The organism is Microcoleus sp. Z1_A1 (assembly GCF_036700305.1).
GTDB lineage: Bacteria > Cyanobacteriota > Cyanobacteriia > Cyanobacteriales > Microcoleaceae > Microcoleus.
Genome location: NZ_JAUBOR010000040.1, coordinates 19,786 through 45,452, shown reverse-complemented (window position 1 = coordinate 45,452; position 25,667 = coordinate 19,786). Strand labels below are relative to the sequence as shown.

Annotated in this window: 13 protein-coding genes; 6 read left to right on the top strand and 7 right to left on the bottom strand. The window is 47.3% G+C overall.

Annotated elements, in window-relative coordinates:
• Positions 1 to 50: 50 nt before the first annotated feature.
• Positions 51 to 245 carry a zinc ribbon domain-containing protein gene (locus QT973_RS21665; protein WP_333392144.1) on the bottom strand — a complete coding sequence of 65 codons (195 nt, stop codon included), beginning with the start codon at positions 243 to 245 and terminating at the stop codon, positions 51 to 53.
• A 64-nt stretch (positions 246 to 309) separates the two neighbouring features.
• Entirely contained in the window at positions 310 to 477 is a 168-nt protein-coding gene (locus tag QT973_RS21660; protein WP_333054091.1) for a transposase, read from the bottom strand.
• 277 nt (positions 478 to 754) lie between these two features.
• On the opposite strand from QT973_RS21660, the gene QT973_RS21655 reads away from it, so the two are divergent.
• The 5 genes from QT973_RS21655 (at position 755) to QT973_RS21635 (ending at position 10,860) form a co-directional block, all read left to right on the top strand.
• Complete coding sequence (locus QT973_RS21655) at positions 755 to 1,006, top strand: hypothetical protein (protein ID WP_333231955.1); 252 nt, start codon at positions 755 to 757, stop codon at positions 1,004 to 1,006.
• A gap of 785 nt (positions 1,007 to 1,791) precedes the next feature.
• Positions 1,792 to 3,003 carry an RNA-guided endonuclease TnpB family protein gene (locus QT973_RS21650; RefSeq protein WP_333209427.1) on the top strand — a complete coding sequence of 404 codons (1,212 nt, stop codon included), beginning with the start codon at positions 1,792 to 1,794 and terminating at the stop codon, positions 3,001 to 3,003.
• Positions 3,004 to 3,242: 239 nt separating this feature from the next.
• Positions 3,243 to 8,081, top strand: a complete 4,839-nt coding sequence (locus QT973_RS21645; RefSeq protein ID WP_333392141.1) for a PAS domain S-box protein — start codon at positions 3,243 to 3,245, stop codon at positions 8,079 to 8,081.
• Positions 8,082 to 8,389: 308 nt separating this feature from the next.
• Positions 8,390 to 10,039, top strand: coding sequence for an ABC transporter substrate-binding protein (locus QT973_RS21640; protein WP_333054005.1), 1,650 nt, complete (start codon positions 8,390 to 8,392; stop codon positions 10,037 to 10,039).
• A 161-nt stretch (positions 10,040 to 10,200) separates the two neighbouring features.
• Positions 10,201 to 10,860 carry a pentapeptide repeat-containing protein gene (locus tag QT973_RS21635; protein ID WP_333054004.1) on the top strand — a complete coding sequence of 220 codons (660 nt, stop codon included), beginning with the start codon at positions 10,201 to 10,203 and terminating at the stop codon, positions 10,858 to 10,860.
• A gap of 196 nt (positions 10,861 to 11,056) precedes the next feature.
• Here the strand turns inward: QT973_RS21635 and QT973_RS21630 are convergent, their stop codons facing one another.
• The 4 genes from QT973_RS21630 to acnB all read right to left on the bottom strand — a co-directional run bounded on the left by QT973_RS21630 (position 11,057) and on the right by acnB (position 15,119).
• A complete protein-coding gene (locus QT973_RS21630) occupies positions 11,057 to 11,437 on the bottom strand; it encodes a cupin domain-containing protein (RefSeq protein ID WP_445242800.1) in 381 nt (126 codons plus the stop codon).
• An 85-nt stretch (positions 11,438 to 11,522) separates the two neighbouring features.
• The gene (locus QT973_RS21625; RefSeq protein WP_333392139.1) at positions 11,523 to 11,978 is read right to left on the bottom strand and encodes a nucleic acid-binding protein; all 456 of its coding nucleotides are present in this window, start codon (positions 11,976 to 11,978) and stop codon (positions 11,523 to 11,525) included.
• A gap of 9 nt (positions 11,979 to 11,987) precedes the next feature.
• Complete coding sequence (locus QT973_RS21620) at positions 11,988 to 12,344, bottom strand: hypothetical protein (RefSeq protein WP_333261939.1); 357 nt, start codon at positions 12,342 to 12,344, stop codon at positions 11,988 to 11,990.
• 159 nt (positions 12,345 to 12,503) lie between these two features.
• Positions 12,504 to 15,119, bottom strand: a complete 2,616-nt coding sequence (gene acnB, locus QT973_RS21615; protein ID WP_333054001.1) for a bifunctional aconitate hydratase 2/2-methylisocitrate dehydratase — start codon at positions 15,117 to 15,119, stop codon at positions 12,504 to 12,506.
• A 463-nt stretch (positions 15,120 to 15,582) separates the two neighbouring features.
• Between acnB and QT973_RS21610 the strand changes: the two genes are divergently transcribed.
• On the top strand, positions 15,583 to 19,713 hold the full coding sequence (locus tag QT973_RS21610; RefSeq protein WP_333231950.1) for an EAL domain-containing protein: 4,131 nt from the start codon (positions 15,583 to 15,585) through the stop codon (positions 19,711 to 19,713).
• A 735-nt stretch (positions 19,714 to 20,448) separates the two neighbouring features.
• Here QT973_RS21610 and QT973_RS21605 read toward each other — a convergent pair.
• Positions 20,449 to 25,008 (bottom strand): PAS domain S-box protein, encoded by a 4,560-nt coding sequence (locus QT973_RS21605; RefSeq protein WP_333313062.1) that lies wholly within the window; start codon positions 25,006 to 25,008, stop codon positions 20,449 to 20,451.
• Positions 25,009 to 25,667: the final 659 nt, after the last annotated feature.

Below are 25,667 nucleotides of genomic sequence, written 5' to 3'. Positions count from 1 at the left end.
AACTCAATCCTTTTAAGGATTACCCCATAGAAGCCAGTTATCCCCCGTTTTCACGGTTTCGACTGAACGAATCGCACACAAGTTTTACTAGATGGATACCAGCGGTCGATAAAAACTAATTGTTTTCCTTTCTTTTTGGCAACCCATTTGAGAATTTGGAGGAAATCGCCAAATGCAAGGTCTGAGATTTTACGTCCCCAAAGCCGTTGCATTCCTTTTAGATTCAACGTTTCAAAACACAGCACGTCAAACTTATCAGTTAATTCGTGAGCCAATTTCCAGAACCAATCAGAGCGACGATTTACTACGTCAGGAGTGCTTGCGAACTAGATTGAGTCTTGCTCTTTCCCGGTTAGCTGAGCCTTTCCGTTTTTTGGAATGTTGACGATTCGCTTTCTTAATAGCGCCGAGGGATTGTTTCAGGAATTGTGGTGATTCGATTTTCGTTCCATCTGAGCAGGTGAGAAACGTTTTCAAGCCGAAATCTTGCGCCAGCGATTCTACTCGTCTCGACTTTGGTTTCAGGTTGTTCAACGCTGTCAACGACCACAACCATGAATAACTCTCCCAATGGAGTGCGCTTAATGGTTAAGGTTTTGACCTTCCCCGCTATCTCTCTGGAATTCCAATACTGATAAACGCGATTCCCAATTTTAATTAGATTACCACCTAAAAATTTATAGCCAGCTTGCTTGAGAGTGAACGATTTGTATTTGCGAACTTTCTTGAAACCGGGAGGTCTAACTCCTTTCTGGTGATGCTTAAAAAACAGTTGGTAGGCTTTCTCGATTCGCTGGCAGATATCCTGTACAGCCTGAGATCCAACCTGCTGCCAGAACGCTTTACGCTTTCTGATTTTAGCAATATGACTTTGAAGCTTGCTGCAATTCAAATGCTTGCCCCACATCCGGTAGTACCGTTTATGGAGTGCAATGCAATGGTTGTAGATCACCCCGGCAGCATTGATACTTCGCTTGAGATGTCTATTTCGCTTGCTTTGATATAGCTTAAACTTCAATGTTTTCATGCTAACCATGATCTCATAACGGGTAGCGATTGGGTAGCAAAATGATTAAAGAAAGATTAAGTATTCGCATTGCCGTGAGTCGGTTAAAAAAGTTACGGAGAATTGCCAAACAGAAAGAAAAAAAAATGACCCAGCTTGTAGAGGACTGGATTGATACACTTAAAGAGGAAAAGCCGTCAAGCGAAGGACGGGGCTTTAGACCCAGTTCTTTGGTAAAATATAAATAGCTTTATACCTGTTACTTCTGAGGCTTCTCAAAATAGAACGGCTGAGGGCGGCAAAACCAGCGATCGGTAATTTGGTGCCAGAACGGTGGCAAGGGCTGAAGCTGTCTCAGAAAAAGTTGGCGGATGAATTAGGGTTTAAAGCTGTAACGTGATTCTTGGACAAAGTTACCCATTGATGGAATTGTTGGGTAACTAAGAAAGCAAGTCTCTCGATAACGTCACTAAGACTGCTTGCGGTAAGCTGAACTGGGAGCATCTCATATTTGTAAAAATACTTCTTCTGGCTCCTTCCTTCTTCCTCTTTCCTTCTGCCTCCTGCCTCCTGCCTCCTGCCTCAAAACTCCAATTTATAGCTGGGCTGCAAAGGTGAGATGCTCCCGCTGAACTCATTTTTCCTCTAGCCACTTAGTAGCAGTCTCGGTTAGGCTGAGGTTGACCTTACGCTTAGGCTCGCTGTAAATCTTTTTTCTAGGCATTTTCTTGTTCCGTATTAATTCCGCATACAATAAGAGTAAGGCAGAAATGAGGTAAAAGCAAATGTTACTTAGTTTCAAGACGGAATTAAAACCTAATAACAAACAGGTGACTAGATTTCGGCAGCATTGCGGAGTAGCAAGACACGCTTACAACTGGGCAAATTCAATCATCCTTGAAACATTGACACTCAGGAAGACGGATAAAACTATTAAGATCCCTTCTGCAATTGATCTACACAAGCGTTTAGTGGCAGAAGTCAAACATGAGCATCCCTGGTATTACGAATCTTCCAAAGCCAGCCCACAACAGGCTCTAACTGAATTGAGAATAGCTTGGGATAGATGCTTCAAAAAGGTATCTAAACAACCTAGATTCAAAAAGAAAGGTGTATCGGGGGACTCCTTCTACCTAGAACAAGGAACCAAAGCAAAGCCAGGAATTAATAACGACGGCAAGCGTGTCAAGTTACCTAAGATTGGCTGGGTTAGGCTGCACGAACCATTACCAATTACGGCAGTTCACAACTGCGTAATCAGTCGAAAAGCTGACAGATGGTTCATTGCTTTTAAATACGAAATTGAGCAGCCCGCAACTCTACGTGACCGTCCTACTGTCGGAGTTGATATCGGCATCAAGCAGCTAGCTGTTTGTTCTAACGGCGAAGTCTTTGCCAACCCTAAAGCCTATCGTCGGATGAACCGTAAAATGAAACGTCTGCAACGGCGTGTCTGTGCGCGAGTCAAAGGGTCTAACAACCGCAAAAAGGCAATCGCTAAACTAGCCAAGCTGCACCTAAAAGTGTCAAACATCCGAAAAGATGCTATTCATAAGCTAACAACTTACCTCGCCAAAAACCACGGTGAAGTGAAGATTGAAGATTTGAATGTTAAGGCATTTTTGAAGAACCACAAGTTAGCTGGTGCAATCGCCGACTGCGCCATGTACGAATTCAAGCGTCAACTTGAATATAAAACCGAAAATTTTAACTCAAAATTGACGCTCATAGATCGATTCTTTCCTAGCAGTCAAATCTGTTCAAATTGCTGTAATCATCGGCATAAAATGCCATTAAGAGTCCGAGCCTTTGAATGTCCCAGTTGTGGAAATATTCAAGACCGTGACTTGAATGCGTCGAAAAATATAGAACGTTGGTTTGAAGGAATATTTATTCCAGAACGTTCAGAATTGGCGGTGAGTTCCACTCCCGTCAGCCTGCGGAGTAGACAAACCCGACAGCAGTCATGTTGTCGCTACTGTGAAACAGGAAGTTAACACCACAAGCACTCATGTTCAGCTATGTCAAGATTTGGGTAGCTATGGGTAAGTTTTTCAGAACGGATGACCTTTCCCACGATTAATCGTTGGGAAAATGGACAGGCTAAGCCTTCTCGCTTGGCACTCAAGCAAATTTAGATATTGCTGGATGAGTTAGGTAATTCCCCAGATGCAACGCTTGGCGAATGCAGTAAGGCGCTGCGAGCAAGATATTTTTCGGATAAGGAGTACAAAGGGTGAGTGTAGAGGAAATCAACAGCATTTTCAGAGATATTCGACTACTTCCCTATGGTGTGGCCACCCTCTCCGTGGCTTTGGCACTGGCGCTAACCCGATCGCTTTTACCGTGGCTCTACCCAACCACGACGCCCCTGTTTTTCATCGCGGTGATGGTGAGTGCGTGGTATGGCAGTTTCGGGGCTGGGTTTCTGGCAACAATTTTATCCACGCTGGCAATCAACTATTTTTTTATTGAGCCGTTCTATTCCTTAAAGATAGTTAATGTAGAGACAATTGTTCGGCTGGGTATGTTTTCGATCGCCGCAGGATTGAGCGCTTCACTCAGTTTATCGTGGCGCAATGCTCTAAAAAATGCGAAAGCAGCCTTGCAAAATTTACAGGAGGCAAGGTTCCTAGAACAAAAAGCCCAGGTTCGGGGCCAAGTCGCACAAGCTGCGGCGAGGGAGACAAAAGAACAGCTAGAAACGGTACTTTCTAGCATCAACGATGGGTTTTACATCCTCGATCGCGATTGGCGCTACACCTATGCCAACGATCGCTACTGTGAAATGATTGGAATGCCGCAGTCAGCGATTCTGGGTGAGAACGTTTGGGAGCTATTTCCCGCAGCCGTTGACACCGATGCTTACGTGCAGTTTCATCGGGCAATGCGGGAACAAACGCCACTCCAGTTTGATTATCTGTACTCACCTTTGAAAGGTTGGCATGACCATCGAATTTACCCTTCGCCCAGTGGACTGACCGTTTTGCTTGCTGACATTACCGATCGCAAACAGGCGGAACTCCTCCTAATCGAGCAGAAACGACTGCTGGAGTCGATCGCCTTCGGACAGCCACTAGACGACTGTCTGGCAGCCGTGTGTGACTCAGTATCCAGGCTGAATCCGGGTACCCGCGCGGGCTTCATGCTAGCGGATGCTCAGGGGCTGACTTTTAACAGATCGATTACTCCAGACTTTCCACCGTCTTTTGCTGAAGGACTCCAAAATGCTCCGATTAACGATTTGTGCATTGGAACGTGCGGCGAAGCAGTGTATAGCGGTCAGCCCGTGACCTGCGCCGACATTGCCAAGGACGATCGCTGGTCGCAAGCATGGCGAAATTTATGCGTGGCTCATGGCATTCTAGCGTGTCATTCTCAGCCCGTGTTCAGGCAGGACAATCTACCTATGGGGTCGCTGATGCTTTGCTTTAGCGAGGCGCGGATGCCGACGGATTGGGAACATAAACTCGCGGAGTTCGGCACCCAAGTTGCCAGCATCGTCTTCGAGCGCGATCGATCGTTCCAGGCGTTGCGCGAGAGCGAAGAACAGCTCAGACTGGCTTCCGAAGGCGGCAATTTGGGTTTGTGGTATTGGGATAGGGAAACTGACACCCTGAGTTTGACGGACATAGCCAAAGGGATGTTTGGTTTACCCGTGGATCGGGGAATTTCCATGAAGGTGTTTTTAGAAGCGGTGCATCACGACGATCGTCCATTCGTTCACACCGTACTCAATGAGCTCAAAGCGAATCAACCGCATACTGAAATTGAGTATCGGACGCTGTGGGCAGATGGCACCGTTCGTTGGATTTTGGCAAAGGGCGATTGCGCCTATAACGCTGAGGGCATGATAATTTCGACGCGGGGCGTATTAATCGACATCAGCGATCGTAAACAAGCAGAAGAAGCTTTGCGTCAAAGCGAAGAGCAGAGTCGCAACATTCTAGAGAGTATTGATGATGGATTCTTTTCCCTTGATGAGAATTGGTGTTTCACTTATGTGAATCGGTCAGCGGAAATTCTGCTAGACCGGACTGCCAGCGATCTGATTGGGAAAAATGTGTGGGAAGAATTCCCCGGACTTAATGGCAGCGAGTTTGAGCAGGTTTATCGGCGCGTGGCAAACGAGCGCGTGGCTTTGTCAGTCACGGCTTTTTATCCCGATCACGATCGGTGGTATGACGTTCGCACCTACCCTGCAGCCAACGGGATTACCATTTATTTCCGAAATGTCACCGATCGAAAACTGGCCGAGGAGGTATTGCAACAACGAGAAGCAGAACTTCGTTTAGTCACCAATGCCGTGCCTGCCTTGATTTCCTTTGTAGACTCAGACCAGCGTTATCGCTTCAACAATCGAGCATATGAAGAATGGTTTGGACATTCGGCAGCGCAAATCTATGGCAAGCACCTTCAAGAGGTTTTAGGCGAAACTGGCTATGAAGGGATTCGTCGTTATGTTGAGCAAGTCTTGGCAGGACAGGAAGTGACCTTTGAAAGCCAAATTCCCTACAAAGATGGTGGAACCCGTTATATCAATGCCACCTATGTTCCCCGCTTCAATAGCCAGGGAAAAATTGAAGGGTTTGTAGCATTCGTCAACGATATCACCGATCGCAAACAAGCCGAAGCCACACTACGGGAGAGTGAGGCAAGGTTCCGACTGATGGCAGATGCCGCCCCTGTGCTGATTTGGATGTCGGGCACAGATAAACTCTGTTATTACTTCAACGTCCCGTGGCTAAACTTTACGGGACGGACGATCGAGCAAGAAAGGGGCAATGGTTGGACAGAAGGAGTCCACCCCGACGACTTTGAGCGGTGTTTAGACACCTATGTGACTGCCTTTGATGCCCGTCAACCGTTCAAGATGGACTATCGCTTGAAACGCTGTGATGGCATATACCGTTGGATTATGGATGAAGCTGTTCCTCGCTACGGATTGGAAGGTGAGTTCTTGGGCTACATCGGCTCCTGTGTTGATATTGAAGACCACAAACAAGCTGAGGAAGCCCTGCGCGAGAATGAATCCCGCCTCCGTCTGATCTTTGAAAGCGCCAAAGATTATGCCATCTTCACCCTCGACCTTAACGGCATCATTGCCAGTTGGAACTCAGGGGCAGAAAGGTTGTTGGGCTATACCGAGACAGAAGCAATTGGTTGCTCCAGTCGGATGATTTTCACACCAGCAGATAACGAACAAGGACAAGCCGAGTACCAGAGGCAAATGGCTCTACTGCAAGGACGGGTCGAAGACGAACGCTGGCACGTCCGCAAAGATGGGAATCACTTTTGGGCCAGTGGATTGATGATGCCCCTGCTTAATGAAGCGGATTGTCCGCAGGGATTTGTCAAAATCATGCAGGACAAGACTGCACAACGGCAAGCAAGTGAGCGCCTGCAATTGCTGTATGAAACTACCCGCGATCTGATGAAGACAGAACAGCCTCTGGCTTTGATGGACACGCTATTCCGCAAACTGGCAGTGCTACTCGATCTGGATTGTTACTACAACTTCATGGTGGAAGAAAAAGACAACCGCCCGATGCTGCATTTGAGAAACTATGATGGCATCTCTGAAGAAAGGGCGCAGGCGATCGCCTGGATCGAAGTAGGGCAATATCTCTGTGGATTGGTTGCCCAAACCCAGCAGCAACTTGTCTTGAATCAAGCCGAACTTTCCACTCATCCGAATGGTAAAGCCCTCTATGAACTGGGCATCACGGCTTACGTGGGTCAACCGTTAATCGCTCAAGGACGGTTATTAGGAACGCTCTCCTTTGCCAGTCTGACTCGGACGCACTTCACGCCTGCTGAAATCGAGCTGCTGGGATCTATCTGTGACCAAATCGCGATCGCTCTGGAACGGGCAAATCTGAACGATTCACTGCAGCAGCAAGCGGAACAGCTAAGACAGGCAAATCGGATCAAGGATGAGTTTTTAGCGGTACTATCCCATGAATTGCGATCGCCCCTCAATCCTATTTTGGGCTGGTCAAAGCTGCTGCAAACTGGCAAGCTGGATGCGGCGAAAACCGCCCAGGCGTTAGCGACGATCGAACGGAATGCCAAGCTGCAAACTGAATTGATTGAAGATTTGCTTGATGTCTCGAAAATTCTCCAAGGTAAGCTCAGTCTGAATATTCGTCCAGTTGATTTAGCTTTAACTGTGGAATCGGCGATCGAAACTGTCAATTTGGCTGCTGTTGCCAAATCCATTGACATTCGGACTGTGTTAGATCCTCAGATCGGACAAATTTTGGGAGATTCGGGCCGTTTGCAGCAAATAGTCTGGAATCTTGTTTCCAATGCGGTCAAATTCACCTCGGCCGGGGGGCGCGTTGAGGTGCGCTTAACTCGTGTGGGCGATCGCGCTCAAATTACGGTGGCGGATACAGGGGTTGGCATTGCACCGGAGTTTTTACCCTACGTGTTTGACTACTTCCGCCAAAAAGATGGCGCTACAACCCGCAAGTTTGGTGGCTTGGGATTGGGGCTGGCGATCGTGCGGCATTTAGTCGAACTGCACGGTGGCACGGTTGGGGCAGATAGCGCCGGTGAAGGGTTAGGAGCTACCTTTACCGTAAGACTGCCCCTATCACCGAAGGTAAGACAAGAAAACTCTCTTGCAAGACTTTCGGAACGATCGACTGCGGATGAACCGTTATCGGGGATGCGGATAGTTGTGGTTGATGATGAGCCGGATATGCGAGAGTTGATTTCGTTTTTGCTAGAAGATGCAGGTGCAGAGGTACTGACTCTTGCTGTCCCTCAAGAAGTCCTCACAGCGTTGACTAATTTCCAGCCAGATGTCCTGTTGAGCGACATTGGTATGCCGGGAATGGATGGCTATATGCTGTTGCGACAAGTGCGAGCTCTGCCGCCAGAACGGGGTGGGCTGATTCCCGCGATCGCCCTGACTGCTTATGCGGGTGAGTTTAATCAACAGCAAGCTTTGCAAGCTGGATTTCACCGACATCTGGCAAAGCCGATCGAACCGGATGAATTAATTAAGACGATCGTCGCACTTCTTAGCAAGAACACTGATGGCCCAGCAAGCGATCGAGATTGAGCCCAAGGATCTCAAACCGATCGAATATCACCAAGCTTTTAAGTTGCTGTGGTTAGGGAGCGATATTTGTATTATCTTCTGTCCGGTCGATTCCCTCCGCTTCGCTTCGCCCGAAATGAGGTAGGGGCGGGTTCAACAACCATATCTGCCAATAATTGACAATCTCAAAAACCCGCCCGGCCGGGATATTATGGTCAATCGCTCGGACGTGATATTACAGGAGAATCTATCAATAAATCCGGTTTCTAGTCTAATAGTGCGTAAGTCCTGATAATATAATCAATAATTTGGAGTGTCAAAAAAAGACGATGGGAATTAACAAGCAGCAGCCTAGAATACATATAAAACCTTCAGTGATTAAAGCGATAGCTCTGTTCTTTCTGTGCTGCTTGTTAACTGCAAGTTGTGGACAAAGAACACGTCCATCGGTCACTGCGACCGGCGAAAATGCTAATAACCGCGTTACTATTGGCACAACCTTGAAATTGCGGACGATCGACCCTGCGGACGCTTACGAAATTATCTCAGGGCAACTGCTGCAAAATTTGGGCGACACTCTCTATACTTACAAGTCGGGGACTACTGAGTTAATCCCCCATTTAGCCACAGCAATGCCAAAAGTTAGCCAAGACGGATTGACATATACCATCCCCTTGCGTCAAGGAGTTATTTTTCACGATGACACACCGTTTAATGCCGCAGCAATGGAGTTCTCCTTGCAGCGGTTTATCAAAAATGGCGGTCGTCCGGCTTTCTTGTTGAGCGATGCCGTAGAATCTGTGAAAGCGACGGGCGAATACGAATTAACTTTTCAACTCAAAAAGCCTTTTGCTGCTTTTCCTTCTCTCTTGACATTCGCTGGTAGTTGTGCAGTTTCTCCAAAAGCTTACGAGATTGGGGAGGGTAAATTTAAACCCGATACGTTTGTGGGAACGGGACGCTACAAGTTGGCAACTTACGGCAGCGATTCTCTCAAGTTTGATGTGTTTGACAAGTATTGGGGCGAAAAACCAGTTAATCAAGGAATTGACCTTTTGCTGCTTTCTAGTTCGTCAAATTTGTTCAATAGTTTTCGGACTGGTGCAGTTGATGTGGCTTATTTGTCTCTGGATGCAGACCAAGTTCAAAGCTTGGGCGAGGGAGCAAAACAAGGGAAATGGCAGGAAATTGCGGGGGAAAGCAGTACGGTTAGTTACATGACGCTGAATACTAAGTCTAAACCGTTGGATAAGTTAGAAGTGAGACAGGCGATCGCAGCAGCGATGGATCGCCCCCTGATTAATGAGCGCGTACTGCGCGGACAAGCACAACCGCTTTACAGTCTGATCCCTACAACCTTCGACGTTCAAAAACCGGTTTTTAAAGAACTGTACGGAGATGCCAACACGACAAAGGCTAAGGAACTTTTAACGAAAGCTGGATACTCAGCCACCAATCCTTTTGTTCTGCAACTTTGGTATCCTTCAGCTTCCACAAAACGAGCTTTAGTCGCGAGTCTGATCGAGGCGCAAACTAAACTCAAAATGGACGGGATAATGCAGGTAGAAATTAACAGCGTTGAATCTCCGACTTTGTTTCAAAACATAGAGAAGGGAATTTATCCTGCGGTTTTAGTGGATTGGTACGCCGACTTTTTCGATGCCGATAATTACATTCAGCCGTTTTTAGATTGTGCGACGGGTTCGGCGGCTGGGGGCTGTGAAAAGGGTGCTAGCCAAGGTCAGGGTTCGTTCTATTATAACGATCGGGTCAATGAACTGATCGACAAGCAACGAAAAGAAGCAAATCCTGAAACCCGCAAAGCTCTGTTTGCGGAAATTCAAGACATACTAGGTCAAGATGTACCTTTCATCCCTCTTTGGCAGGATAAGGACTATACCTTTGCTCAGAACAGCATCACCGGAGTCCGTCTCGAACCGACGCAATCTTTTCCTTTTTGGTTCCTGAAAAAGCAATAATTATTTACAATAATTTTGGGGGAGTTGAAACGTCAATAATTATTGCATATTTTGTGCACAACAGGGTGATGATTGTCACAGTTTATCAAAGAGACCGATCACCCAACCCTCTTTAATAATGTGCGATATTATTAACAGAGAGATATTGCTGAGGGTGGTATATGAAATTTGGGATTTTAACAACAACAGGGGTGCTAATTGCGATCGGTTTGGCATCGGGAGTAAAGGCAGAAAACGTATCCCACGTCAAGCAATTATTAGAAACTAAAAAATGTAGCCAATGTGACTTGACAGGAGCGCAGCTTGCTGGTATCAATCTGAGCGGGGCAGATTTGAGCGGTGCGAATCTGAGCGGTGCAAATTTGAACGGTGCAAATTTGAACGAAGCCAAACTGAACGAAGCAAATCTGAAACAAGCTAAATTGCAAGGTGCGAGTTTAATTGCTGCTAAAATGCACGGGGCTAATTTGGAGGGTGCTGATTTGAGCCGCGCTAATCTGAGTTTGGCGGGTTTAGTGATTGCGAGTTTGAAAAATACCAACCTCACCAGCGCTAATTTAATCGGTGCTAATTTAGAAAGCGCCAATTTGGCGGGTGCAAATCTGAGAAATGCTCGCCAGTCTGTAGCCAATTTAGCGAATGTCAGCCTCAGAGGTGGCAGTTTGTCGGGAATCGACGTACAGGGAGTCAACTTGCGGGATGCAAATTTGACCAATGCAAATTTGAACGGTGCAAATTTGAACGGTTCGGACTTGACAGGTGCCAATTTAAAGAATGCCAATATGGCAAATGTAGATTTGAAAAACGCTTCTTTGCCCTAGGACGATCGCCACTTGCTATATCAAATTCTGGTGCTTAACAAGCTTAATATAATAAGGTAGGGGCAATTCTGAAATTGCCCCTAAATTTTTAATTGTAGGATTTATCTTGTTTCCCGTCGCTGCGTAGCGTAGATGATTGTTCGGTGTGCGAAGCTTTTTCTTGGCGTCTGCGATTGCTTCATATTTGGATCTAGGATCAATCTGCCTCGTGAGCATCTTGGGCGAAGCGGATAATGTCATCATCGCCGAGGTATTCACCATTTTGGATTTCAATCATCACCAAGGGAATAACTCCTGGATTTTCTACGCGGTGAGCAGTATTCATGGGAACGTAGGTTGACTGTTTCTGCATGAGAATCGTCTCTTTGTCGTCGCAGATAACTTTAGCGGTACCGGAGACGACAACCCAGTGCTCGCTGCGGTGATAGTGCATTTGGGTGCTGATGTGATGCCCCGGCTTGACTTCAATGCGATTGATCTTATAACGATCGCCCGCGTCTATGACTGTAACTTGACCCCAGTAGCGGGTTTGTGTGCGATCGTCAATTTTTTCGCTTGTCTCCACTGTTTCCACCATGCTGTTTATCTCGCTAACGGTGTCTGTAAAAATATCTGTAGTTGAAAGTATAGCAGGGATTGGCTAAGTGCGATGGATTTAAACATTACTCAATTAGCCGCCACTCGCGAGCATCCACAAATTGGGATAAATGCCCCACATTTGTGGTGGCAATTATCACCTCATGCCCTTCATTTGCCTCCAAAATTGCTTGAGCCGCCAAAATCACATCCCCGTCAAGTGCATTGGCTTCTGCGGTTGGTCTTCCTCTCATTCTCGCGTCAGCCCACAACTGAGCTGCTAGAAGCATTACTTCTGTAGTCAAAGGACGGTAGGGAAGTTGCGATTTAAGTTCATCAAGCCGTTGAATACCTGCTAATTTACCTGCGCGAATTAATTCGCGTCGCACTTCGTAGTCAGCAATTTCAGGGAGCATTACAATGTAACCTTTCTGTGGCAAAGATTGCAGCCAAAGTTTGCCCTCTTGATATAAAGGAGAGGTGGCTTTGGGATTGGTAACAATTCCTAACGGCCCCGAATCTAACAACACTATTCTGCTCATGGAATGCTCTTATATATGCACGGAGTTTTCTTCTAGTGCCTTGCGGAGAACTTCAGCGGTTTCTGTTTGCTCCTGTTCATCTCCATCGTCAACCCAAGACTGTAGCAATTTGCTCAGAGCTTCGTGCTGCTGTACGGGATCGATGGTCTTAATTTCGTCTGTAGCTTTTATCGAAGTATCGGGGGTTCCTGGCTTCATTGTTACTGTGGAGCGAAATAGCCGAATCATCTGAAGTAAGTTTGGCCAATATTCTCTCGGAGTTTGCTGAATCTCCCGCAAAAAATCTACAATTTCTTCGCCTATGCGAGTTTCTGGCGCTGAAGTTGCTGTCGGTTGGCTTTCGCTGATTAAAACTTGCTCAGGCATAATCACTTTTCTCCTTTCTCAGATTTATATCAAGTTCGATCGACTTACGAAAAGGGGAGCGGGGCGGGTCGATCAATATCCTGGATGTGAATTAGAGATGCAGGGGTGAACCCCTACTCATATTATAAACAAAGGGCGGGCATTTGCCCGCCCCACTTTTTACTTGCTCAGCACACCATCGGGAATCCCCAAAATATCCTCAATGCGAGGCATATCTTCCAAAGCAATCACTCGTCCTTCATCCTCAAAACCAGCAATTTGATCGAAATTCAAATAGCGATACAAATCACCAGCAAAAGGATCGATTCTCTTTGACACAATGTCATTGTATTCTTGGACTGTAGGAATGCGACCTAACAGCGAACAAACGGCCGCCAATTCCGCCGAACCGAGATAAACTTGTGCATCTTTGCCCATGCGGTTGTTAAAGTTACGAGTAGAAGTTGAAAAAACCGTTGTCGCATCTTTAACCCGCGCTTGATTGCCCATACAAAGACTGCATCCGGGCATTTCTGTACGCGCTCCAGCGGCTCCAAAAATGCTGTAATAACCTTCTTCTTTGAGTTGCTGTTCGTCCATGCGAGTTGGCGGGCAAATCCACAGGCGAGTTTTCACTTCCCCTGCACCTTCCAACACCTTCGCTGTGGCGCGGTAGTGACCGATATTTGTCATGCAGGAACCGACAAATACTTCGTCAACCCGATCGCCCGCAACCTCACTCAACAACTTAACATTATCCGGGTCATTGGGAGCAGCCACAATTGGCTCTTTAATCTCGTTCAGATCGATTTCGATGATTTCAACGTATTCCGCATCAGCATCCGCCTCCATCAGCACCGGATTTGCCAGCCATGCCTCCATCTTAGCCACCCGGCGCATCATCGTCCGCGCATCTTGATAGCCCCGCGCCACCATGTTTTTCAGCAGCGCGACATTGGAACGAATGTACTCAGAAACAGTCTCCACGCTCAATTTAATCGTGCATCCAGCGCAAGAACGCTCTGCAGTCGCATCGGTCAATTCAAAAGCCTGCTCAACCTTCAAATCGGGCAAACCTTCAATCTCCATAATCCGCCCAGAAAAGATGTTTTTCTTGTTCTGTTTCGCGACGGTTAGCAAACCTTTTTGAATTGCTACATAGGGAATGGCATTCACAACATCCCGCAGCGTTACTCCCGGCTGCAATTCACCTTTAAACCGCACTAAAACTGATTCCGGCATATCCAAAGGCATGACGCCCAATGCCGCAGCAAATGCCACCAATCCCGAACCCGCAGGAAAGGAAATTCCCAAAGGAAAACGAGTGTGAGAATCGCCGCCCGTTCCCACTGTATCTGGCAATAACATCCGGTTCAGCCAAGAGTGAATAATGCCGTCTCCGGGGCGCAAAGCTATGCCGGCGCGCTCTGCCATGAAATCGGGCAATTCATGGTGAGTTTTGACATCAACTGGTTTTGGATAAGCGGCGGTGTGGCAGAAACTTTGAATAACCAAATCGGCGCTAAATCCCAAACAAGCAAGTTCTTTCAATTCGTCGCGAGTCATTGGCCCTGTGGTATCTTGCGAGCCGACTGTTGTCATGACTGGTTCGCAAGATGTACCGGGGCGAACGCCGGACAAACCGCAAGCTTTGCCTACCATTTTTTGGGCTAAAGTAAAGCCTTTTCCCGTATCTACTGGAATTGTAGGACGGGTAAAAATAGTGCTAGGTTCTAGTCCTAAAGCTGCGCGGGTTTTGTCGGTTAAAGTGCGTCCAATTAATAGCGGAATTCGGCCACCTGCGCGAACTTCGTCTAGAATTGTGTCAGGTTTGAGGGTGAATGTGGAGATAATTTCTCCGGCTTCGTTGGTGATTTCGCCTTTGTATGGATGGATGGTAATTACCATTCCTGTTTCCATTTGGGAGACATCACATTCGATCGGCAATGCGCCGGAATCTTCAGCGGTATTGAAGAAGATCGGGGCGATCGCACCTCCTAAAATATAACCGCCACTGCGCTTGTTGGGCACAAACGGAATATCATTGCCAATGTGCCAGAGCACGGAATTAATCGCCGATTTCCGCGACGAACCAGTACCGACAACATCACCAACATAGGCTACGGGATGACCTTTTTGCTTCAATTCTGCAATGGTTTGCAAAGCCCCAGGCATCTTACTTTCGAGCATCGCCAAAGCGTGTAGGGGAATGTCCGGCCGCGTGGTAGCATGAGGTGCAGGCGACAAGTCGTCAGTATTGGTTTCTCCAGGAACTTTGAAGACTGTAACGGTAATCGCTTCTGGCAATACAGGACGGCCTGTAAACCATTCGGCATCCGCCCAAGAATCGACTACCTGCTTGGCGTAGGGATTTGTATCAGACAAAGCTATAACGTCGTGGAAAGCGTCGAATACTAACAACGTTTTGCTCAGTGCCCGGGCGGCGGTGGCGGGAATGGCGATTTCGGCAGTGGGGTTGAGCAAATCGATTAAAGATTGGACGTTGTAACCGCCCATCATTGTCCCCAGCAGGTAAACTGCCCATTTGGGAGCAATTAGGGGGCTGTGGATTTCGCCTTTAGCAATGCCAGTTAAAAAACCAGCTTTGACGTAGGCGGCGCTGTCTACGCCTGGGGGGACGCGATCGCGCAATAATTCTATTAAGGTTTCTTCTTCTCCTGCCGGCGGATTTTTCAGCAGTTCGCACAGTTCCGACGTTTGCTGGGCGTCTAGCGGCAGCGGTGGAATTCCCTCATGGGCACGTTCGGCCGCGGTACGGCGGTAAGATTCAAGCATTTCTCCTCTCTCCTCGGATAGTATTCGGTGGTTGGCAAGTAGGTGGCTTTACTTTTTAGATTAGGAGCTTCCGCTGCACATTGGGTAAAGTACCTCGCCATACATCAAAACTTAACGCAACTTTAAAAACAGTAGATTTTCATACCAAAGACAGATGTGGTCTTTAACGAGAGAGCAGCGTATCAAACTTCAGTCGAGCAGTTTAGGGCCTTCAGTTGCATAGTTCTGGTTAAGATTAATGTGTTGTGGGCTACTGTAGATCCTCCTCTGCATCTGAAATCGTCATTTACCAATAGTCTGGACTGTTTGTAGTTCGTAGTGTGAAACCCTTGATTTTCCGTTGGTAGCTCCATTGGCGAATCGCCTTGAAACTTTTATTCTACGAATGCTAATTAAAAACAGTCCGCAGTATTGATTGACCACAAGTTTAAAAAAGTTGTCCTGCTAATGGATCGATTAAACAATGGAAAGTTTTATCCCTGAAAAGTCTGAAGACTGTCACGGCTGGGCCTCCAAGCCAGACTTGTACAAAGAGCTGCAAGGAGCCAAAGAATTACTGCTGACGATCGCCAACTCGATGCCAATACCCCTGATCGTGAGCAGTCTGGGGGACGGCACAATTATTTATAGTAACGATTTATGTCGTCAGGCTTTCGGGTTCACAGGATTTAAGTCGATCGACCGCCAAAAAGCCGAAACGCTCTACCACAAACCAGCAGAGCGCCAGGAATTGCTGTTGCGGCTCGCCCGCAACGGACACGTCCGCGAGACAGAAATCCGGTTTAAAAAAGCTGACGGCACGCTGTTTTGGGCAAGTGTATCGATGCGGTATCTGACATTGGTGTCGGGGAAAGCTGTTCTGTCGGTGTTCACCGACATTACGGATCGGAAGCGAGCGGCCGCCAAGGAGCAGGAATTGCTCACGTCAATCCACTCGCGAGCCCGCCAGCAAGCGGCCGTCGCTTACTTGGGGCAGCAGGCCCTGGCCGAAACTGATTTGTCCGCACTGATGGACAAAGCTGCGGTTTTAATTGCTCAAACCCTGGACGTTGATTATTGCCAGGTGTTAGAACTGTTGCCCTCTGGTCATGCTTTTATGCTGCGAGCGGGGGTTGGCTGGCAGCCGGGCCTCGTCGGCAGCGCTACTGTTGCCGCTTCTGCTCGATCCCAAGCAGGTTACACATTGCTAGTGGGCGAACCGACGATCGTCGAAGATTTGCGGGTGGAAACGCGCTTTAGCGAGTTGCCGCTACTGCACAACCACCGGGCTGTCAGCGGCGTTACTGTGATCATTCCCGGCAATCGGGGACTGGGGAGGAACTGGGGACAAGTAGAACCAGCGGACAGTTCATCCTCGCAGGCCTGGGGCATTTTGGGGGTTCATACCAGCCAAGGGCGGGTTTTCAGTCAAGATGACGTTTATTTTGTAGAAGCGATCGCCAACGTGTTAGCTGCGGCGATCGAGCGGATTATATCGCAAGAGCGCTTACAAATGATGGAACGGGCGATCGAAAGTTGCAGCAACGGCATTGCAATCACCGACGCAACCGTTGCAGATAATCCGATTATTTATGTCAATCCCAGTTTTGAGCGGATTACGGGTTATAGCAGAGACGAGTTAATGGGCAAAAATTGCCGATTTTTGCAAGGCACAGACACTGACAGCCCCGCTGCCAAAGAATTGCGAATTGCGATTGAAGAAGGCAGAGAAGCTCAAGTTATATTACGCAACTTTCGGAAAGACGGCACGCCTTTTTGGCACGAATTGTCGATCGCTCCGGTTTACAACTCGCGGCGACACTTAACCCACTTTATTGGAGTACAAACAGACATTACCGACCGCCAGCGTTCGGAAGAAGAGTTATTTTTAAAATCTCAAGCTTTAGCAGCTTTTAGCGCTAATCTCAAACACTTGCACCGGATTACAACTTATCATTATCAAAACTTTGAAGAACTGGTTGACGATTATCTAACAGCCGGCTGTTTGATGTTTGGACTTTCTATGGGCATCATGGCTGAAGTTGACAGCGAAACTTTTATTGTCCAGGCAGCGAAAACTGATTTAGGATACTTCGTGCGAGGCTTAGAATTGAACCTCAGCGATACTTACTGCGCCGCAGTAATTAAGCTCAACAAAACAGTTGCGTATTCTCATATAGGAGCAAATATTGAGATGCGCGAACATCCTGCTTATCTAAGCTGCAAATCAGAATCTTACATCGGAACGCCGATATTTGTCAACAATAAAACTTACGGTACGTTAAGTTTTAGTTCGCCAGAAATAAAGAAAAGAAAGTTCAAGTACGAGGAAATAGAAATTATAGAATTGATGGCTCAAAGTATTGGGAAAATTCTGGCGGTTCACCAAATGGAAATCGAACGCCAGCAAGCTGAAAAAGAGCGATGCGAGTTGATAGTATCTCTCAAAGAAAGTGAAGAACGCTATCGCCGTTTAGTAGAACTATCTCCCGAAGCGATCGCCGTTCACAGTCAAGGGAAAATCGCCTACATCAATGCTGCCGGCGCGAAACTCCTCGGTGCGAGTTCTCCCGAAGCGCTGATTGGCTTTCCCATATTGCATTTCGTCCATCCAAACTATGTGGAAATAGCCACAGAGCGCATTCGGCTAGTCGAGACAGAAAATCAGCCACTCGACCTTGCCGAACAAAAACTAATGCGGCTCGACGGACAAATAATAGACGTTGAAATGGCCGGTATCCCCGCTATTTATCAAGGCTCGACGGCCGGCCAGATTATTATCCGAGATGTCACCGAGCGCAAGCGAGTAGAACGGGAACTGCTGCACGGCGCTTTTCACGATGCGCTGACGGGTTTGCCCAACCGGGTTTTGTTCATCGACAGGCTAGGACAAGCCATCCGCCGATCCAATCAGTCCCCCGATTACAAATTTGGTTTACTTTTCCTAGATTTAGACCGCTTCAAAGTCGTTAATGATTCTTTAGGACACGTTTTAGGAGACAAACTGCTAATCGCCCTCGCCCAGCGACTGCAAACCTGCGTCCGGGTTTCGGATACCGTCGCCAGACTGGGGGGAGACGAATTCACGATCCTGCTAGACCACATTCAGAGCCTCAGCGACGCCACCCTCGCAGCTAAAAAGATACAAAAAGAACTGACGAAGCCGTTTCATCTCGAAGGGCACGAAGTATTTACCACCGCTAGCATTGGCATTGTTTTCAGTCGAGGCGAAGCCACCCCCAGTGGCGAATTAAATTCGTACACTCACCCGGAAGAATTCCTACGCGATGCTGACATCGCTATGTACCGCGCTAAAGCTTTGGGTAAGGCCCGCCACGAAGTGTTTAATTTGGCGATGCACGACCAAACTATGTCGCTGTTGCAGTTAGAAACTGACCTGCGGTTGGCTATTTTGGGCAAGGAGGAATTAGGAGAGAGCAAGAATCAATGTTCGCACTTTATTGTGCACTACCAACCGATTGTTTCGATCGCCAGCGGTGCGCTCGAAGGTTTTGAGGCCTTGGTGCGCTGGCACCACCCAGTTCGGGGTCTAGTTCCGCCGTCTACTTTTATCCCTGTAGCTGAAGAAACAGGTTTGATCGTGCCTCTGGGAGCCTGGGTGTTGCGGGAAGCTTGTCAGCAATTGCGGATTTGGCAAGAAATGTTAACCGAGGAACAGGGAAGAAGTCCAATGGAAGTCGGAACAAGGCCCTTTGACTCGCTTCGGCTGCACTCAGAGCAAGTCGCTCAGCGTAACCAGAAGGAAGAAGGCGCTTCGACTTCGCTCAGGGTAACAACAGAGGAGAGGGCAACGGGCAATGTAGGGGATTTAACTGATGTAACAGATACAGGGCATGAGGAACACGGAACTTTTACTGAGCGTAGCCCCAGTATTGGTCACAGGGAAGAAAGAATCGGTAAAAAATTACCAATTCCCAGTTACCAATTCCCGATTACCGATTTCCACTCCTCTATTACCAATTCCCAATTCCCAATTACCAACTCTTCGGCTACGTTCAGTACAACTTCCCAGCTACCAATTGCGAATTTTAAATTACCCATTATTGATCCTTCGCAATTAACAATGAGCGTCAATCTCTCTCCTAAACAGTTAGGTATGCCGAATTTAATCGAGGAAATCGATGATATTTTAGCAGAAACTGGCTGCGATCCGAGCTGTTTAAAATTGGAGATTACTGAAAGCGCGATCGTGGAAAATGTGAAAAAAGCCAATATTGTGCTAGCCGAATTAAAAGGTAGGAATATTCGATTGTCGATAGACGATTTCGGTACTGGCTATTCGTCTTTAAGTTACTTGCACCGTTTTCCGCTGGATACACTGAAGATCGATCGATCTTTTGTGAGCCGCTTGGGGGCTGTCGAAAATGGTGACGACGGGGGTCAGCCTTTGCAGATTGTGCGGGCGATCGTAACTTTGGCTCACAATTTGGGATTGAATGCGATCGCCGAAGGTGTAGAGACAGGCGAACAGTTAGCACAGCTTCGAGAATTAGACTGCGAATTAGCTCAGGGATATTGGTTTTCTAAACCTTTGGACAGTTCTGCCGTGACCGAAATCCTGATAAATCTCGGTAATATAGAAATTAGGGACTGATTGAGCTACAGATTGGTAAATAGTGCCTCACCCTGTGAAGACATTTTTGCTACAAACTCCTAATCTCAAAACTGATGCACCAGGGAATAAATGGTGCATCAAAATTAGATTTTAGGTGATGATATCAAATCTGTTAGGATCGGAATTATTCATCTGCGTGAATCCGCGTCCATCCATTGTCATCTGCGGTTAATACATTCTCTTTTTTTAACCGCAGATGAGGGCAGATTAACAGATATTCACGCAGATAAATGAGTTCAATTCCGGTTGTACCGTCCGTGATTGTTGAGTATTGATATCGTTTCCGGTTGCATCGGAATGATTTAACCGCAGAGGGCGCAGAGAACGCAGAGGGAGAGAATACAGAGATGAATACAGGACGATGCTACCGGATTTGATATGACTGGATTTTATTGCAGAAGGAAGCAGGAAGAAGCAATATAATCAATCGTTTCAGCCATTAACAACGTCCTAACTGTCTTGGCGGTTGCTATATCAGGACGATGCTACCGGATTTGATATGGTTGAAAATTACCCAACTGACCACGAATTTCTTCATGTGGTACCCGCCACGTGGTTTATCCGTGGAATCAATCCAACATCGGAAATCGAAAATCCTCAAGAAAGAGCATTTATCTCGCGCAAGTCAATCCAAAATCTAAAATCTAAAATCTAAAATCGAATGACGCACAGTAACGCTTTCGCAATTGCCAATTACAACTTACCAATTCCCTATTAACAATTAGCTTTGAGGGGAATCTCGATCGCCAATTCTGTACCCTGGCCCGGCGAAGAAGTGCATTTCAGCGACCCGTTGTGTCTGTCTGTAACAATTTGATAGCTAATTGACAAGCCCATCCCGGTGCCTTTACCCACAGGTTTAGTAGTAAAAAACGGGTCAAAAAGCCGAGTGCCGACAGTCTCCGGTATTCCCGGCCCGTTGTCAGCAATCCGAATGATTACTTTGCCGGCTGGCGATAGTTCAGTGCGGATGCGGATGTTGCTGGGCTTTTGCCGCTTTTCCTCAGCAGAACGGCGCAGATCCCGTTCTTCTAAAGCATCCAAAGCATTGCTCAAGATGTTCATAAATACTTGATTTAATTGTCCGGCATAACATTCTACCAAGGGCAGTTGAGCGTATTCTTTAATTACCTCAATTTCTGGATGGTTGTGTTTAGCTTTGAGCCGGTGCTGCAAAATCATCAGGGTGCTATCTATGCCCTCGTGGATGTTGACGGCTTTCATTTCCGCTTCGTCCATGCGGGAAAATGTGCGGAGAGAAGCAACAATTTGTTGAATTCTGTCTGCACCGACTTTCATTGAAGAAAGCAACTTTGGCAAGTCTTTCATCAGAAAGTCGAGTTCAATATTGTCTACTTCTTCTTGAATTTCCGGGACGGGATCGGGATAGTGGTTTTGGTAAAGTTCGATCAGGTGTAGCAAGTCTTGGGTATAGTCGTTGGCGTGACTGAGATTGCCGTAAATAAAGTTAACTGGGTTGTTTATTTCGTGGGCGACTCCTGCCACAAGTTGACCGAGACTCGACATTTTTTCATTTTGAATTAACTGCGATTGAGTGCTGGTTAATTTCTTCAATGTTTTTTCTAATTCGAGAGCTTTATTCCGAGTTTGGGCGTAAAGATCGGCTTGGTTGAGGGCGATCGCCAATTGAACTGTAACCGCTTGCAATAATTCTACTTCGTCGTCACTCCAGAGTCGCACAGCAGCGGAGTGGGCGCAGGTAACAACGCTCACTACTCCCGAAAGTGCCTGCATGGGAATTGCCAAGACAGATTGGTAGCCCAGAGAGTTAAGAGAGCTTCTCCAAATAGGGTCTGCGATCGCTCCGACATCATCGATTTGCAGCGTTTCTAGACGCAACATCTGTTCTCCTATAGTTCCGAAATCAGAAGCTTTATAGCAACCTATTAAATCTGGAAGTTCTCTTGTGCGAGATTCTTGAATAATTTCCCAGTATGGTTCGTCTCCGTCGCAACGATACCAGCTAAAGTTGCAACGATCGATCTGCATGAAAGCCCGAATTTCTTGGACGGCGACAGCAATAATGCTGTCGAAATCGAGGGAATTGCGGATTTGAGTAGTGAGGTTGTTGAGCAGTTTTTCTCGCTCGGCTTGCTGTCTGAGTCTGGCTGACGATTGCCTTAAGGCAATTTCTCCCCGCTTGCGATCGGTAATGTCTTCGGTGACAGCTAATAGATATTGCGGTTTGCCATCAGCATCGAGTATTGCTGTTTTCTTGCTATGAAATATCCGCGTTTCTCCTTGGCTAGTTTCAATTTCTTCTTCGGCGATTTCTAAAATTTGCCCGCTATCGATCACTTCCCGGTCTTTGGCGGTGAAAAAATCAGCTTGTTCTGTTGGGAAAAAGTCGTAATCATTTTTGCCGATTACTTCTGCTGCACTGAAACCGAGTAACTGTTCAGCTACTGGGTTCCACAGAACAAACCGCAGTTCTTGGGCATCCTTGGCAACCACTCCTACGGGTATGGTTTTGAGCACTGACTCCATAAAATTTTGAGCGTGTTGCAGTTCTGCTTCTGCCTGTTTGCGATCGCTAATATCTCGGACGTTGGCAATGATGCTGAGATTGCCGTTGAGATTAATTTTGGACAGGGCAATTTCTGCATCAAAAGTTGAACCGTCCTTGGGACGCCTCGCTTTCCATTCCACGCGACCAGTTTCGCCTGCTAATACTCTTTCCCAAAGTTCTTCCATTTGTTCAATGGGATTGTCGGCGCTTGAATAGTCATTTTTAATTGATAATTTTTTTGCTTGTTCGGGGCTCACTCCGTACATTTCTAACATTCGATTATTGACATCGAGAATGTTTCCTTCTAAATCGTGAATGAAGATAGCATCGTAGACATTGTTAAATATGGTTCGCAGGTTTTGCTCGGAAACTTGCAGCGCTGCTTCTGCAAGTTTTCGATCGCCAATTTCTTGTTCTAATTGGGTGACTGCTTGGGAAAGTTCGGCCGTGCGATCGCTCACTCTGTCTTCTAACTCGACTGCTGCTTGCCGCAGGGCTGCTTCGGCGGCTTTGCGATCGGTAATGTCGATCACCGTACCGAACATTTTTACCACCTTGCCGTTGACATCGGTTTCGGCTTGACCCACGGCGTTCACGTGTCGCAAGATGCTGTCGGGACGGTAAAGGCGAAAGTCAAAATCAAAGGGGATGCCCGCTTCGAGTCCCCGCTGCACTTGAGTTTGCCACAATGCCAAATCTTCTGGATGAATCTGAGCGACCTGTTCGGCTAGGTTGGGCGCGATGGGGGCTGGTTCGAGTCCGAAGATGCGGAAAAGTTCTTCCGACCAAGTGATGGTTCCGGTGGCTGCGTCGAGTTCCCAATTTCCGACGTGGGCGAGTCTCTGGGCTTCTTGTAGCTGTCGCTGGCTGTTGCGGATGGCGGTTTCGGCAACTTTGCGATCGGTAATGTCGAACAATACGCCGCAAAATACGATTTCGCCGTTCTCGCTGCGGGTGGGCATGGAGTCGCCCTGCCACCAGCGAATCTCGCCGTCGGGCTTGACTAACTGCCCTTCGTAGTGCCACAGGGAGAGGTTTTCTATGGCCTGGTTCACCGAAGCGATGTAGCCTTCCAAGTCTTCGGGATGGACGCGGGAAATGAATGTATTGATGTCTTGCATCATTTCTGCTGCGGTAACGCCACTGATATCGAAGATGCGATCGCTCATGTAGTCAATGCGCCAAATTCCGTCACGGTTGCAAAACTGGAACAGAGCTCCGGGCATGGTGGCTGCGATCGTCCGAAACTTGGTTTCGCTGGCACTGAGTGCGGCAAAAGTCTGTCGCAGTTCGGCTGTGCGCGCTTCTACTCTGCGCTCTAGTTCTGCGTTGGCGTGTTGTAAGGCTGCTTCTGCTCGCTTGCGATCGGTAATGTCGGCGGCTGTACCTGTGGTGCAGAGGAAGTTTCCGGTTTCGTCGTACAGGGCGATCGCGTTAAACATCAAATGTTTCATGCTACCGTCTTTGGCGATTTGGGTGGTTTCGTACTGGAAAATTGATTCTCCGGCAAACAGGCGGGCGAAAACTTCTAAATCTTTCTGGCATTGTTCTGGTGTCACAAAGTCGGAGAAGGGCCTACCGATCATTTCTTCTGGTTCGTAACCGTAGATGTACTTAACTGCTGGGTTGACGAAGGTGTAGCGTCCTGAAGCATCTACCGACCAAATCATGTCTTGGGAGGTTTCTACCAGGCTGCGGTATTTGCTTTCGCTGGCTTTGACGGCTTCTTCTGCTTGTTTGCGTTCCGTCATGTCGCGGGAGACGCCGACAGTCATGACGATTTGGCCGTCTGCGTTGCGGATCGGTGTTTTGACGGTGCTGAACAGCCGCACTTCTGAGTCGTAGCGCGTCACTGGTTCTTCGGAAATTTGCAGAGTCTGTCCGGTTTCAAATACGAAGGCGTCATCTCTGACGTACTGGAGGGTATTGTCGGGATCGGCGAAAGGTGCGTCTAGGATGTCTTGAAGTTCCTCTTGAGTCATGCCGTAATAGTCGCGGAATGCTTGATTTGCCCAAACAATTTTGGATTTGGGGCCTTTGACTAATACCATATCGGCGATCGAATCGAGAATTTGGTGATATTTTTGCTCGCTGTCGCGGAGTTTCTGCTGTGCTGCTTCGATTTGTGCTATTTGCCTCTGAGTTTGTAAGTGCAGTTCGGCTTGGTGGATGGCAACTGCTAAATGATCGCCTACTTGTCTGGCAAATTCGATTTCGTCTTCTTGCCAATCGCGGGGATTGCCGCAGGAGTGAATGCACAGCAATCCCCACAAATGTTTCCCTTGCAGCAGCGGTACGACTAAGTTGGCTCGAATTTGAAATCGCTTGAGGATTTTGAGGTGACAAGGGCTCAACCGGGCTTTGTAGATGTCCGTGACAGCTTGAACGTAACCTTTGGCATACTTGGCGGCAAATTGTTCGCCGAAACAGTAGTCGCGGACTCTTGCTCCCAAAGATGGGCTGTATTGGGGCAGTACGTCTTCGGACACTACTTCGCCCTCATTCCATTCGGATTCGGGAAAGAATCGGTAGACGGCGACTCGATCGGCATTTAGGAGTTGCCGAACTTCGGTGGCTGTGATTTTGAATATTGTTTCTAAGTCTAGGGATTCACGAATTTTGCCAATCACTCCCATCAGCGCTTGCAGCTTTTTGAACCAGGTTTGAGACTGCGTTTCTCTTTCTAGGTGAGCTAGTTTCTCGCGCAGGTTGCAAACTTCGTAATACAGGTATTCATGAAACATAATGCTTTTTCTTTAGTTATTTTGCGGTTTGGTATCGAGGTTGATGGCATCTCAATAGCGCTCTGCAAGTTGAGTCTGGTAAGTCAAAAAGGCAAAGAACCTATTCTCCTCCTTCTGCTAGCACTTAGCAGCTACTCACACTGCATTTCCGTATTTTTTCGAGATTTGGAGGTCTATCGACCATCTTAGCTCCCGTATATTTACTGAAAAAGTGGCATAATTTGCTACTTCATTAAGTATCAATTATTGAGAATAATGCTAACAAAACTTACACATAAACCCGGTTTATTAACGTAATCAAGTCAGGGAATCTCCGAAAGTGGAAACAAGAAACCCGGTTCCATTTCGCGATCGGGAGGAGCGTCTCTGACTAATTTTGACATTTTTTTTGCTCGCCTTCGGTTTCTATTGTCACCTTTTTATTATTACCGCAAACTCGATTAATGGTTTCCTTGTTTTGGCGATTGAATATCCTGTTGGGAACACGTCTTTTAAAATTTGTTTGAATTTCGGCGATCGCCTTTTCTAGAGTTTTAAGTAATGCTCGATTTATAGCAATCCTAAATGATTATACTCGTTACCAGGAAGAGCGTGGTAACGCAGATCCGGAGGAAGAGCCTCCATAGTCTGGGCCGAGGCAGAGCCTCGCTTACATCGGT